Below are 13,898 nucleotides of genomic sequence, written 5' to 3'. Positions count from 1 at the left end.
CTGATTGAATAGCCCCGAGTTTCTTAGACACCTTCGTGTCTCATCTTCTGCCGCCGTTCGAACTCGACGGGCGACAACATCCCGTTCCTCGCATGCTTATGCTTCGGATTATAGAACATCTCGATGTAATCGAACACGTCCTGCCTCGCTTCCTCGCGGGTTCGATAGGTTCTCCGTCTGATCCTCTCGCGCTTGAGCAGGTTGAAGAAGCTCTCGGCGACGGCATTGTCATGGCAGTTCTCTCGGCGGCTCATGGAGTGCTCAAGATTGTGGGCCCGCAGGAAGGCTGCCCAGTCGATGCGGGTGAACTGGCTGCCTTGATCGGAATGGATCAGCACCTTTGCCATCGGCTTACGCCGCCAGACAGCCATGAGCAGAGCCTGCAAGACGATGTCGGTGGTTTGGCGGCTTTGCGTGGACCAACCGATCACGCGCCGTGAATAGAGGTCGTTGACCACCGCGAGATAGGCAAAGCCCTCCTGCGTCCGGATGTAGGTGATGTCCGTCACCCAGACCCGGTCCGGTGCTTCGACGTCAAACTGCCTGTCGAGGGTGTTGTCTACCACCACCGAAGGCTTGCCGCCGTAGCTGCCAGGACGGCGTTTATAGCAGATCTGCGCCTTGATGCCGGCAAGCTGCGCCAGCCTGGCAACCCGGTTCGGACAGATGCTCTCGCCCAGCTCCAGAAGATCGTCGTGCAGTTTGCGATAGCCGTAGACCTTGCCGCTGTCGGTCCAGGCATTGAGCAGCATCTTCGTCCGGCGCTTGTCTTCCATCGCCCGATTGCTCAGCGGCACCTGAAGCCACGCATAGAACTCGCTCAGTTGGATGCGCAGGCACCGGCACATGGCCCTGACAGAAAACTGCCCCCGATGCTCGGCCACGAACGCCGTCGCCATTGGGCTCGAACCAATGGCGCACCAATGGCTCCACTCACCTTGCATCCCTGGCGAAGTACGCGCTCGCCATTGTCCTCGGACCAATGGCAGACAATGGCTCGCCCTTTTTTAGAATGTCCCGCTCCTCCGACACGCGCGCCAGCTCGCGCTTCAAACGACGGATCTCGACATCCTTCTCGGTCTCGCCAGTGGCCGCCTTCGCGAACTTGCGCTTCCACGCATAGAGCGAATGCATGTATCGACCCAGTGAAAATCTGCTCATGCTACAAAGGAGACGGTAGCGATGAGTGTGACGATGGACGACAGCATCAAACGGTGGACGGCGAAGCGTAAGACGGCGCTGGTGGTCGAAATCATTCAGGGCAAGACGACTGTGGCAGAGGCCAGTCGGGCCTATGACCTTTCGCCGTCCGAGATCGAGGGCTGGGTCGACGACGCCAAGCGGGGCATGGAGAATGCCTTGCGGGCGAACCCGCTGGAGATCCGCGAGCAATATGAGAAGCAGCTGAAGGACCTGCAGGAGGCCTACGGCGAGGCCATGTTGGAGCTGCGCGCCAGAAAAAAGCTGGCGGCCCTCATGGAGCGGGAGGACGGCAATTGATCCGGACGCTCCATGAGGGCCTTCTGGCCGATGGGATCGCGGTGCCGCTGACCAAGCTTTGCGCCTGGTTCGGCGTGCCGCGGCGGACTGTCTATTACAAGCCGACCAAGGCAGCGCCAAAGGTCGATCCCCGCTTTGCCGATCCGATCAAGGTCATGATCGAAAAGGAGCCGTCGTTTGGCTACCGAACGGTGGCCTGGCTCTTGGGCTTCAACAAGAACACGGTGCAGCGCATCTTCCAGATCAAGGGCTGGCAGGTGCGAAAGCGCCCGATCGGCATGCGGCCCCGCATTGAGGCCGTTCCCTCTGTCGCAACGGCTCCTAACGAACGCTGGTCCACCGACCTTTGCCGTGTCTGGGCGGGGCGCGACGGCTGGACAACTTTGGCCCTCGTCATCGACTGTCACACCCGTGAGCTTCTGGGCTGGCATCTGTCGCGATCCGGCAAGGCAACGACCGCTGCCAGTGCCCTCGAGCATGCCCTCATCAGCCGGTTCGGCACCTTGGGCAAGGTCACGCGTGAGTTCCTTCTGAGGTCCGACAACGGCCTGGTCTTCACCAGCCGCCGTTACACCGCCCTCGTCAGGAGCTACGGCCTGAAGCAGGAGTTCATCACGCCACACTGCCCGCAGCAGAACGGCATGGTCGAGCGTGTCATCCGAACGCTGAAAGAGCAGTGCATCCATCGCCAGCGCTTCGACAGCATCCAACATGCAACCCGCGCCATCGGTGACTGGATCAGCTTCTACAACCATCGCCGCCCACATCAGGCGCTGGACATGAAAACCCCCGCTGAGGCATTCGCATTAGCGGCTTAACCTGTGCAGATTCCGCTGGGTCGATACACATCACTAGCAAGCCAGAATGGTATACCAGCCCATCTTCGCCTGGCACGCAACGCCCAAAGCATGAGGGAACCAACCCGCCCTTACCGCCCCGCCTGTCAAACAGCCTGCACCGATTAAGTCCGCCTTTGCACTTCAAAAACCTCAAGGACGCTAGCTGGTGTTCTGATGTTTGATCGCACCCGCCGCTCGCCGCTTACTTCATGTTGTGCATACGACCTCCAATCGTGCGCTTTCACTCTGTGCCACAGCTCATCCAGTTCTCCTGCACGACCCTTTGCATTCTTTAATTCTTCGTCGTCTAGTGGCGAAAAACGGGTCCTGATCTGCTCTTCCCTGAACTGCTCAGCGATATGCCCGTAGGTCTGGCTAACCGTTCTGATATCAGCATGGCCCAACTGGCGAGCAACGACTTCCAGTGGAACGCCCTGACGGATGAGGTCGCTTGCATAGGTGTGCCTCAAGCCGTGGAAAACGAACTCATCTGGGAGACCTGCCCGACTGACTGCACGACGAAACAGGCTAGCGTGCTGCTTCTTGATCGCTTTCCCCATCTCCGACCGGAAAACCAAGTCCTTCGGCTCTTTCCCTTCGATCTTCCTTAGAAAGAACGCCATGCCTTCATCGGGGAGGAAAACGTAGCGGCTAGGACTGCGTTTGAAGGCTGCGATCCTAAGCCCGAATATCTGGTAGCCCACATCCTCGACCCGAAGACTAGCTAGTTCTCCCACTCGACAGCCGGTGTAGAGAGCAGCAAGGGTGAGATCGCGCAAAGCAGGAGTGCAGTGGTCCAGCAATCGTCGGCACTCGTCTCGGTTAAGGAATAGCAGCCTAGGCGTATGGACCACTGAGATGCGCTTCAAACACCGTAGGGGACGATCAGAGCCGATCTTTCCGTTCTCCCACGCATACTGGAAGGCCATCCTGAGGATACCAACCACAGAGTTATAGGTCCTCTTCCTTCTCCTGAGTTCGTCGGGCGTTAGATCGTCGCGTTCAACAAGCGTAGCGTGGCGTTGCTGAAAGCCGAAGCGAGGAGGTGTTCGGATGATCTTCAGCGCGATTTCCTGCAGGTCAGCCGCAGTAAACTCCGCCAAGACTCGATGCGTTACCCCACCGCTTAGATGATGGTTCAGTAGCACGACGGTGTTGTAATGACCCCCTGCCGACCGAGCGATCTTTGACCACTGCAGGTAATCAGTCAGAGCATGACCCACACTGTATTCAGCACCAATCGGGCAGAAGTTAAGGCCATCTGTACGTCCGCGAGGTGCTCGCTCTGCTGACTCACCACGCCCGTCACACTCAGAGAACCAGCTGAATGCTGCCTCGATCGCTTCAGCATAGGAGACGGCAGATGCTCCGTTGCTTAGCGCCGAGCCAAGACAGCGTTGGACGTAACGGCGGTCCTTGGTCAGCAACCTGGCAATCCAGTTGCAGTGCCGACCGTCGGGGCGATGGATGCCGATGTGACGACCGACCAATAGGTGATGCCAATAAGGAGTTTCCCGATACGCGAGTTGCTCTACTTCGCGCTCCGTCTTGAATGGGCAAGCATCTACTCGGTCCACGGGACCACCGAAGCGTGCCAACTGCTTATCGTCCACTCTTTGCACTCCCCTATGAGGCTCACCGCAAAGACCGATCTTCCCGACCAGTGACGTTCCTAGACCTTACCCACCGGGACACACGTTCTCACAGGGTACACCATCGTGGTCCCCGTCAAGCTTCCCGCCCCACGAGCAGTTTTCCATCAGCCAATAGGCTTCCTCGCAGCTCTCGACGGTCTTGGAGCAAGTCTTTCTAGGACTGCAGGAGAGCCCTATGAGTGTTGGGACTGGCTCCACATGATGATCACCCGAAGGTGTGACGGTCGCAGGGGCATTGCTGACCGCCAGTAGCGTGGCCATCGCCAGTGTCTTCATGCTTCTTCTCGTCTAGACCGACCGCTCGTAACGTAGGTTCTTGCAATCTAACTGTCTACATCGCTCCCAAGTACTGTTAGGCAGGGGCGTCAAGATAGAAGTTTGCGAGTGCGGCTTCCTCTTTGACAAACATTCCGAGGCGAGATGCGGTTAGTGTTCCAAGGCCGTATCTCTCATTTTCTTGGATGACGATTTCATAAAGGCGCTCGAAACTGCCGTAAATCGAGGGGTCACTGGCTCGATCTCGACATCGTTGAATTTGCTCCGACATCAGGAGCCAGTACCCTTCGACGAAGAAGCCGAAAAATCGAACTACATGTACCTTGTCGACTTGGCCAGTGCGGATGGCGATACCGATGTCATTAAAGAACAGACACATAACATCCTCGTGGGCTCTGATCTCCCCGTCCGCAACAACAGGCGCGGCATTGAAGGATCGGCGCGCACGAAGGATGGCAGGAGATATCCAAATCTCCCTAAAGAAGTTTAGATGGGATATTGAGTTCTGCACCTGAGCAAGCCGGATTTGCCTGATGACGAAGTAGAACCCGCCGATCAACGTGAAAGTCTGAAGCGCGGCCCAGATCCACTGCCATTCAGGGGAACCAAGCCGAGAGAACAGATCGGACATTGCGCCTCCTTATCAGGTCGTTCTCAGCCGTCATTAGCGAAAGCGTGCGCATCCGAGCACAGCATGCGTCGGCTAACTGTTCGTGCAGCCTAATAAGAGAAGAATGCTTTCCCGGTAGGTTAGTGGTCAAGGATTGCTTGACGTCTCTGCATTAAGCTATCGCCCTCACCGCCCCACCTGTTGCCACACCTGCCAACAGCCCCGCAGCATTCCGGCACCACTCTAACATAGATTCCAATTCGTCTTCTCTACTACTTGAAGTTCTCTTTCCCATTAGAACCGAGATAAACCATGAAGCGCGTTAGCGGATTTATCCTGATGGATTCTTTTTGCGTATCACTCAGCACGTTACTGTAAATGTGAAAAGCCAAAATTGGAAAGATCAACCCGAACAGACCAACTAAAAGTCCAGCGAAAAGTAGAACAGACGCAACATATCCTAGAGCTAGGCTATCTAACGCAATTGCGATAAAAAAAACGATTCCGAACAAAATAAGTGAAGCCACGCTAGCGTAGGCCAATTTTCTTTGCATCAACGCATCCTTTATACTTAATTTCCGGCCCAGGTATCATCCGGTCCATTGGGCCGCAAATGTTAACAGTACCTAGCAAATAAAATCCCTAATGGCTATCGAACTTAACGAGAACACAATTCAAGCCCAGTGACTGTAACTGCAGTCTCTGCACGTCACTTAACCCTAGACCGCTTCAGTGGACCAAAGCAACTTCCTCCGTCCGGTTCGCCACCGCCCCACCCGTTGCCCCACCTGCCAACAACCCAGCAGCATATCGGTACCAGCCCAACCTCAGGCTTCGAATCCTAGCGCCCCAGCCAGCCACTCACTCTGTTCTTGGCGTTGACAAATCCAATGACATAGCCGATGTAGTTAACTTTGGTTTGCCCCAAGGGATGCCCCAGTCGGGTGGGAACTGCCTGAACCCTCACGTATGCGCTCGACCTGTTGATACGGCCACATCAAGCTTCAGCCGCAGCGCGACATCTGGTCGGGCCTTGGACTGCCGTAAATCAAGACGGCTACGCAACCACAACTAAGCCAGAAGAGTGCGATAAAGGGAATTAGCAGTCCAGGTGGCAATCCTGCCATCTCTGATTTCACTAGTAGCACGCTCCAGGGAACGCCAATAATCAGAACGGCTAACGCTGCCCAGGGCCGCCACCACACTTGTAGAGGTGGCCACATTTTCAGCGGGGGATCTTCGTCGAACTCAGCTTTCCAGATTTCCCGCCCTCGGTTCCAGCCTGCCTTCCGTTCCTCTTTATTTAATTGCTGCTGGTGGACAATCTTGCGCCCTATGCCGGCCTCAAGGGCAGAGTAGTCGATTGGGAATGCCAAATGCTGGTGCCAGGCCGCGTCGATCCACTTTGGCGGGGTCAAAGTCTCACCGGTCAGTGCCTTGAGGTAAAAGAACTGACGATAGGCGATTGTTATCTCTTCGGCAGCATCTTCGGTCCAGTCGCCGGCCCTACGGAGGTTGTCTTCAAAGCGGCGACAGCGGCGTGCCGGAGTGACGCCATCATCCATTTCGTCCGAGTATGGGAGCGGCCAGGTTCTGATCAGGTTCCAGAGGTCCGGGTCGGTCAGGGGCATGTCGCAGAAGCACCTTTGGTGACGCTCAGTCGTTAGTTTAATACTTCCGAAAAAGCACTGGACGAGCAGTTGCCCGAGGGACGCTTTGATGCGCTGTTCCTCGATCCATGGGCAGATCTCCCGGTGATCTATGCTATTGTCTGCACCGGCTGATCAGTATCAATGGCGTCTCATTATACCACGGCCAATAGCTGTCCGCTACGGTCAGTGCTTAGGCTCCAGACTCATTGATCGTCAAAGCCAGAACATGACGGTTGCTGCGAGGGCGACGGCGGATAGGAAGGTCTTGGCGCATCTGTCATAGCGTGTTGCGACCCTTCGCCAGTCTTTCAGCCGACCGAACATGATCTCGATGCGGTTGCGGCGGCGATAGCGCCGCTTGTCGTATCGAACCGCCCTGCCGCGTGACTTCCGGCCGGGGATACAGGGCCGTATCCCCTTGTCTTTCAATGCATCTCGGAACCAGTCGGCGTCATAGCCCCGGTCCGCGATCATCCACTCGGCTGCGGGCAGACTGCCCAGCAGGGCGGCGGCTCCGGTGTAGTCACTGACCTGGCCTGCGGTCATGAAGAACTTCAGGGGCCGCCCTTTGTCGTCGGTGACGGCATGCAGCTTGGTGTTCAGTCCGCCCTTCGTGCGCCCGATCAGACGCCCACGCTGGTCGTCAGGCCCCCCTTTTTCGCCCGCAGGCTGGAAGCCGTGCGGTGCGCCTTGAGATATGTCGCGTCGATCATGATCGTCTTCTGCTCGCCACCCCCGGAGGCCAGTCCCTCCATCATCCGGGCAAAGACGCCCATGTCGCCCCACCGCTTCCAGCGATTGTAGAGAGTCTTCGGCGGGCCATATTCCCGAGGCGCATCGCACCATCTCAACCCATTGCGATTGATGAATATTATGCCGCTCAACACGCGCCTATCATCGACACGCGGCTTGCCATGGCTCTTCGGAAAGAACGGTTTCAGCGGCTCCATTTGCTCTTCAGTCAGCCAGAAAAGGTTGCTCATCATCACCCCCGTCAGTCCGGGAGCTTGAATCACGCAGGCAGACCGGCCTCAAGCCGATTAATGGGTCCTGACCCTAGTTCATAGTAGAAGTGCCCGCCGCACCGCTTCCGGCTCTCGCTGAATCAACCGCAACAAGCTTGCTGCCGGTCCGCTGATCCGGCGCTGCCCCTGTTCCCATTTCCGGTAGCGAGACAGGCTCATTCCCATCAGCGGGGCCATCTGTGCTTGCGTCAGATGGGCCTGTTCTCGCACTTCCCTCGGAACAACGGGGGCGTGGGCAATGGCGGGGCCGTCGCCCTTCGCGTGGGCAAGAGCCTCGGTCATCGCTTGGATCAGATCATCGCCGAGGGTGCTTGGACTGTAGGGCTGTTGGCAAGCGGGGCAAGGTAGGTCGGTGGTTGATGGCTAGTGCGCACCGAGCAGAACGTGAGCGCCTGCTGTGACGCGCACCCGAACTTTATTTTTGCAAAACGATCGCTTTTGCTTGCCCGACTCGCGACCAGCCTGAACTGAATGCCGGACCCAGGTTTCAGTTAACGCCGGGTTTGCAACGCTCTGCCCTGACTTGAAGGCATCGAATCCTAGGAGACGCAGCTATGAGCGACGATCAATTTGAGCATGACAGAGCTCTTCGCATCGAAGAGGACGCGAAGCGAGTGCAGGTGGTTGGAAGCTCGGACTACTGGACCTTGGCGCAGGCAGCGGCGTGGGTAGTTTTCCGGGAAGTTGCGGTCGTTGAGCGCTTCGCTCCGCCCAACGCCGATCATTGGGGCGCTTTCTTGGGCTATGCCACCGGGTGGGGCTGGTCAAAGCGGGTTGGCCGGTTTGAAGAGCTAGTGATTAAACTGTGTGACGGTCGCCTGACGGCATTTGGACAGCGGACAGCGGACGGCGCTAGAGAGGCGATCCCGGCGTCGACATGGATCGACCTAGTTCCGGACGTCGATGCCGGTCCTTATATTTGCCTGCCTAGCGGTGCCGAGGTCAGGCCGTGGTTCGGTATCCTCATCCGCAGTGCTGACGTAGAGCGTCTTTGGCGTCGGACCAGCGAGGTCGAGGGGAGATCCAAGTTTTCCAAGGAATGGTTTCGAGAACGTTTCCGGCAACTCAGGGCAGCAAACCCTGACCGTTCGAAGAACGAGTTGATGGAAGATTTGAATGGTCAGTTTCAAGACGAGACGAAGCGTAAGCCCCCGGCTCGGTCAACGCTTCAAGGAATACTGGACGGCCTAAAGTAACCGGCCAGTCCGGCAGCCGTTTCGACCGGCCGATGTTCGGCTAACTGGCCACCCATCGGTCAGGCATGTCCTTTGCGTGTCAGCAGAGGACGTGACAGGTGCGCCGGGCAGCCGAAGAGCATAAGATCGAGACGAGCGTAGCGCAGGGTGACCTGCGCGCGCTGGTCCGGCTGCTTGCGGTACATGCTGCCCGTGAGTTTGTCGCCTCTGGCCTGACGGAACAGCCGGGAGAGGCCTATGCCCAGACAAGCAGAACGACCCCAGACAAGCCCTGAGCGGCTCATGACAATCCCCGACGCGGCGGAGCATGTCCGCGTTTCCACGAAGACGATCCGGCGGTGGATTTCGGGGGGAGAGTTGCCCGCCGCGAAGCTCGGATTGCAGTGGCGGATCCGCCCGCAGGACCTGACGCGCTTCGTGCGTGACCGGCTGGAAGGATGACCAACAGATGGCAATTTTGTCCAATAATGGCAATGACTTGACGACGTGTCGGGACAACGGTGCGCTGCAATCCGAGCCGGATTGTTGTGCTACTGTGTCCCGAATCAGTGACCCTGACCAGCCCTGTCCACCCGATGCAAATGATGTCCAAGAAGGACCCCGCCCGATGAGCCTGAAGCCCGAAGATAGTCGATCGCCGAGCCCGTTCGTCCGCGCCGATGCCATGATGATGGACGCCGTCTTGAGCCACCTCGAGAGCATGGAAGACCTTACGGCTACGCAGCGCCGTGACATGAAGTCCGCGGTTCACACGTTGTGCCGCCTGATCGGTCAAGCCCCGAGCTCGGTTCCGGCCAATGTGGCCTGGATACAAGTCCGGCTACGGCGGATCCACCCGGCTCAGGTCGGTCTCTCGGCGAAGCGTCTTAAGAACATCCGTGCGGATGTGTTGAAGGCACTGGAGCTTTGCGGGGCGTCCCGTTCCCGGTCGGATTGGCTGAGCCCGGTGTCAGAGAACTGGGCCGACCTACTCGCTCATGTGCCAGACCAGCGCGACGGGTGGAAGCTCACCCAGTTCGCGCAGTATTGTAGTGCCCTCGGCGTGGCCCCTGACGCCGTGGAGAACAGCCATGTCAAAGGGCTTCTCGCCGCGCTTTCAGAAGAGACGTTCCTCGACAACCCAAAGGTGAAGGTAGGGGCAATGGTGTCGGCCTGGAACCGCCTGCGTCAAACGCAACCGGGCTGGCCGCAGATCACGCTGACCTATCCGAGGAAACGGGAGCCGTGGACGTTTCCAATTGAAGCATTTCCGGAGAGCTTCCAAGCAGACGTCGCGCGCTGGATGGACCGCCTTACGAACCCTGACATTTTTTCTGGGGAGGGGCCGAGCAAACCCCTGCGGCCAGCCTCGCTGAAGTACCAGAGGTTCAATATCCAACAGATGGCGTCGGCCATTGTGCGGAGCGGCAAACCGATCACCGATATTGTAGATCTAGGCTGTCTGGCGCATCTCGAGAAGCTAACGGCCGGCCTGCGTTGGTACATGAGCCGGTTTAACGGCAAGCCAACCGGATCGCTGCACAAGCTGGTCACTTGCGTGAAGTCGATCGCTCGCCACCACCTGAAGCTCGGCGATGCAAAGATGCGCGAACTCTCCGGCATTTCTTCCCGGATTGCCGCGTGCATCGATGGCACCCGGACCAAGAACCAGGAACGCCTCGAGCAACTCGACGACGAAGCCAACCTCGGCCATCTTCTTCACCTGCCGGAGCGCCTCGTGGCCTTAGCAAGCCGCAGCGATCAGCGCCTGCGCCGGCGCGCCCTCCTCGTGCAAGCAGCGCTCGCCATCGAGATCCTGCTTCACGCCCCGATGCGTGTCGGCAACCTGACGCGCCTCAATCTCACGCAGCACATTCGGCGCGCCGAGGTGAAGGGCGCTCCCTGCATCATCCTGTCGATCCCTGGCGAAGAGGTGAAGAACGGACGGCCTCTATCCTTCGAGCTGAGCGGCGAGACTCTTGTGCTGTTCGATTTGTACCTGAAGGACTACCGCCCTACCCTGTTGACCCAACCGTCGGATCTTCTCTTCCCGGCGCGGGACGGCGGGGCGAAGTGGACGACTTCGGTATCGAAGCTGATCAAAGACACGATCTTCGAGCACACCGGGCTCATCATCCACACCCATCTCTTCCGGAGCATTGCCGGCAAGATCCATTGTCTGATCCAGCCCGGGGATTTCGCGACGCTGAGCCATACAATTGGGGACACGCTGCAAACTACGATGAAGGCTTACGCTCAGTTCGAACAGAAGAACGCTGTGCGCCATTACCAAGCCTCGGTGACAGCAGCGCGGAACCAGCTCTCAGTGCAGCGGAGGCCTCATGCCTAGGACCGCGGAAAGCTATCTGGGCGACCCCGCCCGCCAATGTCTGCCTCTGAACCTCTGGCCAGCAGCAGATCGATCGGCCTGGGAGAGCCTTTTCGTCAGAGGGGACGTACTGGACGGCACAGATGGACGTGGTGTCCTGTGGTCGCCGGTGACCCGAACCAACTACCGGCAGAGCTATGGACGCTGGCTCACGTTTCTAATCGGTCAGGGCTTGATGGCAGGGACCGAGGAAGCCCCTTGGGAGCGCGTCACACTGGACCACGTGAAGGCCTACCTCGTTGAACTCTCTGATCAAGACATGGCAAGCTGGACAATCTGGGGACGGCTGGCGGGCCTACTCTGCACGATCGAAGCGATGATGCCGCTGCAGGACTTCAGATGGCTGCGGCGGATTGTGCGGTATCTCGAGCGACAGATTGTGAACCGACGCCGCAAACTTCAACGGCTGCAGCCAACGCACATCATTTTTGACTGGTCCTTGAAGCACATGGACGACGCACGCCGCAATCCTCTTCATAGGGTCGCGGATCGCAACTATCGTGATGCATTAATCATTGGCCTTCTGTCCTGTTGCCCTATTCGCTTGGCCAACCTGACAGCCATGGAGATCGACCGCCATCTGGTGCGTATGACAAACAGCTTCATGCTGCGCTTGGCACCGGCCGAGACCAAAACGGGCCATCCCTACGCGGCACCTCTCCCCGAAGAACTTACTCAGCCATTCGATCACTACCTCGCCAGCGTCAGGCCGCGCTTGCTCAAGGGACTGAGCCATGATCGGTTGTGGGTGTCGGAACGAGGAACACCGATGGCAGCGCGCACCATCCACGACGCCGTAACGTCATCGACAGAAGCAGCGTTCGGTCAACCAATCAACGCGCATCTGTTTCGTGACTGCGCGGCGACCTTTGTCGCGCTGGAAGATCCCGAACACATCGGTGTGGTTTCGCCACTTTTGGGCCACATCGACCCACGCGCGGCCGAACAGCACTACATCCAAGCCAATCAGATCGTTGCTGGTCGCCGGCTTCGGTCGTCGGTCGCAGAATTGCGCAGATCGCTGCGCCCGAAGACAGACAGGAGACCGGCATGAGCCGCGCAGTCGTTTACGCCCGCTACTCGTCGGACCTGCAATCCGCTGCGTCGATAGATGACCAGGTCCGGATTTGCCGTGAGAGGGCCGCTGCTCTGGGCCACGAGGTTGTCGAGGTGTTCAGCGACTATGCGATCAGCGCGAGCAACCTTCGCACGCGACCGGGGATGTTGGGCCTCATGCAAGCGGCCCGCGCCGGCGGCTTCGATGTGGTGATTGCCGAAGCCCTTGACCGGATCAGCCGCGATCAGGAAGACGTGGCTGCGATTTTCAAGAGATTGAGCCATGCCGACGTCAAACTGGTTACCCTAGCCGAGGGCGAGATCAACGAGCTGCATGTTGGCCTCAAGGGCACGATGAACGCGCTTTTCCTGAAGGATTTGGCGGAGAAGACCCGGCGTGGGCAGCGCGGGCGGGTGGAGGCTGGGCGCATCCCAGGCGGGAACAGCTATGGCTACCGCATGATCCGGCGCATTGCCGAAGACGGCAACCTGATCCGGGGCGAGAGAGAGATCCATCCCCACGAGGCGGCAGTGGTGCGCCAGATTTTCGCTGACTATGCATCCGGTCAACCACCCCGAGCGATTGCGGCCAGTCTCAACCGGCAAGGCATTCCCAGCCCCCGCGGTGGCCTCTGGAACGCCTCCACCATCAACGGAAGCCGGCGACGCAAGAACGGTATCCTCAACAACGAACTCTACCTCGGGCGCATCACCTACAACCGGCAGCGCTTCGTGAAGGATCCCGACAGCGGCAAGCGGCAATCGCGGGTGAACCCTGAACACCTCTGGGTGACTAAGGAAGTCCCTGACTTGCAGATCATTGACGATGCCACTTGGCAAACCACCCAAACCCTGCGTGGCCGCTACAGTTCGCAAGCCGGCAATAAGCGCCAAACCAAGAAGCGTCTCCTTTCCGGTCTTGTCCGCTGCGCGGCATGTGGCGGTGCTATGACCATCATCAACCGCGAACGCTACTCCTGCTCTGCCCGCCGGGAACGGGGAACCTGCAGTTGTCCGGTGAGTATCAGTGTTACAGAACTCGAGGACCGCATCCTCGCGTCTTTGACGGATATCCTGTTCGGACGCGAGGACCTGATCGAAGAGTTCGCTGCAAGCTTCCGGGCGGAGGTAGAGCGCTTGCGCCGCAGCCGGACAGACAACCGCCCCGCTTTGCAAAAGGAACTCGACAAAGTCGCGCGTAGCATCGATCGCGCGCTGTCCTTCATCCTCGAGGGCGACGGTGATCCGGGCAGCATCCGCAGCAAGCTCGCTGAGCTCGAAGCCAAAAAGCGGGACCTCGAACGGCAGATCCGTCAATCAGTTCCAACCCCCACGATCGATATCCATCCCAACCTTGGCGAACTCTACCGCCGCAAGGTACAAGAGATGAACCGCCTCCTATTGGATGAAGCAACCCGCCCACAGGCGATGGAGATCATCCGCAGCCTCGTCGAGCGGATCGAGGTCACGCCAGGAGCTACGCGTGGCAAAGCCACTGTCACGCTCTATGGCGCGCTGGCATCGATTTTGGATTTCGCGCTGGGGGCTACACATGCAAAAGCTACCGCGGATGGTGGCTTGTGTAGGTCTTTGATGGTTGCGGGGGCAGGATTTGAACCTGCGGCCTTCAGGTTATGAGCCTGACGAGCTACCGGGCTGCTCCACCCCGCGTCCGTTGTGTTTCCCGAGGGCTTATTGTTTTTGCGATCGGGGTATATTGC

At 58.5% G+C, this 13,898-nt stretch carries 13 protein-coding genes, 1 tRNA gene and 1 pseudogene; 7 read left to right on the top strand and 8 right to left on the bottom strand.

The window, feature by feature from the left end:
- Nucleotides 1-23: 23 nt before the first annotated feature.
- Nucleotides 24-1,260 (bottom strand): annotated as a pseudogene (locus H7F16_RS19095) (IS3 family transposase).
- On the opposite strand from H7F16_RS19095, the gene H7F16_RS19085 reads away from it, so the two are divergent.
- Together H7F16_RS19085 and H7F16_RS19080 are read left to right on the top strand one after the other, a co-directional pair.
- A complete protein-coding gene (locus H7F16_RS19085; RefSeq protein WP_045982276.1) occupies nucleotides 1,183-1,500 on the top strand; it encodes a DUF1153 domain-containing protein in 318 nt (105 codons plus the stop codon). The pseudogene H7F16_RS19095 and the gene H7F16_RS19085 sit on opposite strands and share 78 nt — an antisense overlap.
- Nucleotides 1,497-2,318, top strand: a complete 822-nt coding sequence (locus tag H7F16_RS19080) for an IS3 family transposase (protein WP_185799240.1) — start codon at nucleotides 1,497-1,499, stop codon at nucleotides 2,316-2,318. The genes H7F16_RS19085 and H7F16_RS19080 overlap by 4 nt, the downstream gene beginning before the upstream one ends.
- Before the next feature lie 143 nt (nucleotides 2,319-2,461).
- Here the strand turns inward: H7F16_RS19080 and H7F16_RS20015 are convergent, their stop codons facing one another.
- The 6 genes from H7F16_RS20015 to H7F16_RS19930 all read right to left on the bottom strand — a co-directional run bounded on the left by H7F16_RS20015 (nucleotide 2,462) and on the right by H7F16_RS19930 (nucleotide 7,839).
- Nucleotides 2,462-3,916 (bottom strand): tyrosine-type recombinase/integrase, encoded by a 1,455-nt coding sequence (locus tag H7F16_RS20015; protein ID WP_185799239.1) that lies wholly within the window; start codon nucleotides 3,914-3,916, stop codon nucleotides 2,462-2,464.
- A 102-nt stretch (nucleotides 3,917-4,018) separates the two neighbouring features.
- On the bottom strand, nucleotides 4,019-4,255 hold the full coding sequence (locus H7F16_RS20065; RefSeq protein ID WP_422121135.1) for an excalibur calcium-binding domain-containing protein: 237 nt from the start codon (nucleotides 4,253-4,255) through the stop codon (nucleotides 4,019-4,021).
- Between the two features lie 91 nt (nucleotides 4,256-4,346).
- Nucleotides 4,347-4,901 (bottom strand): hypothetical protein, encoded by a 555-nt coding sequence (locus H7F16_RS19070; protein ID WP_185799238.1) that lies wholly within the window; start codon nucleotides 4,899-4,901, stop codon nucleotides 4,347-4,349.
- 983 nt (nucleotides 4,902-5,884) lie between these two features.
- Nucleotides 5,885-6,511, bottom strand: coding sequence for a glycine-rich domain-containing protein (locus H7F16_RS19065; RefSeq protein WP_185799237.1), 627 nt, complete (start codon nucleotides 6,509-6,511; stop codon nucleotides 5,885-5,887).
- 234 nt (nucleotides 6,512-6,745) lie between these two features.
- A protein-coding gene (locus H7F16_RS19060) for an IS5 family transposase (protein ID WP_241741536.1) occupies nucleotides 6,746-7,515 on the bottom strand; the annotation gives its coding sequence in 2 pieces (ribosomal slippage) (nucleotides 6,746-7,179 and nucleotides 7,179-7,515; 771 coding nt in all).
- Nucleotides 7,516-7,593: 78 nt separating this feature from the next.
- The gene (locus H7F16_RS19930) at nucleotides 7,594-7,839 is read right to left on the bottom strand and encodes a helix-turn-helix domain-containing protein (protein WP_185799236.1); all 246 of its coding nucleotides are present in this window, start codon (nucleotides 7,837-7,839) and stop codon (nucleotides 7,594-7,596) included.
- A gap of 272 nt (nucleotides 7,840-8,111) precedes the next feature.
- Between H7F16_RS19930 and H7F16_RS19050 the strand changes: the two genes are divergently transcribed.
- The 5 genes from H7F16_RS19050 (at nucleotide 8,112) to H7F16_RS20060 (ending at nucleotide 13,815) form a co-directional block, all read left to right on the top strand.
- Nucleotides 8,112-8,753 (top strand): hypothetical protein, encoded by a 642-nt coding sequence (locus H7F16_RS19050; protein ID WP_185799235.1) that lies wholly within the window; start codon nucleotides 8,112-8,114, stop codon nucleotides 8,751-8,753.
- 282 nt (nucleotides 8,754-9,035) lie between these two features.
- On the top strand, nucleotides 9,036-9,194 hold the full coding sequence (locus tag H7F16_RS19045; RefSeq protein WP_185799234.1) for a helix-turn-helix domain-containing protein: 159 nt from the start codon (nucleotides 9,036-9,038) through the stop codon (nucleotides 9,192-9,194).
- Between the two features lie 166 nt (nucleotides 9,195-9,360).
- On the top strand, nucleotides 9,361-11,082 hold the full coding sequence (locus H7F16_RS19040) for a site-specific integrase (RefSeq protein ID WP_185799233.1): 1,722 nt from the start codon (nucleotides 9,361-9,363) through the stop codon (nucleotides 11,080-11,082).
- 262 nt (nucleotides 11,083-11,344) lie between these two features.
- Nucleotides 11,345-12,175 (top strand): tyrosine-type recombinase/integrase, encoded by an 831-nt coding sequence (locus H7F16_RS19035; protein WP_185799232.1) that lies wholly within the window; start codon nucleotides 11,345-11,347, stop codon nucleotides 12,173-12,175.
- On the top strand, nucleotides 12,172-13,815 hold the full coding sequence (locus tag H7F16_RS20060) for a recombinase family protein (protein ID WP_422121134.1): 1,644 nt from the start codon (nucleotides 12,172-12,174) through the stop codon (nucleotides 13,813-13,815). The genes H7F16_RS19035 and H7F16_RS20060 overlap by 4 nt, the downstream gene beginning before the upstream one ends.
- On the opposite strand, the gene H7F16_RS19020 is transcribed toward H7F16_RS20060, so the two are convergent.
- Nucleotides 13,772-13,848 (bottom strand) — tRNA-Met (locus tag H7F16_RS19020). The two genes, H7F16_RS20060 and H7F16_RS19020, sit on opposite strands and share 44 nt — an antisense overlap.
- Between the last annotated feature and the right edge of the window lie 50 nt (nucleotides 13,849-13,898).

The sequence above is a fragment of the Paragemmobacter straminiformis genome (genome assembly GCF_014243445.1).
GTDB lineage: Bacteria > Pseudomonadota > Alphaproteobacteria > Rhodobacterales > Rhodobacteraceae > Paragemmobacter > Paragemmobacter straminiformis.
The sequence above is the reverse complement of the archived record's forward strand: the minus strand, read 5'-3'. Positions and strand labels throughout refer to the sequence as shown.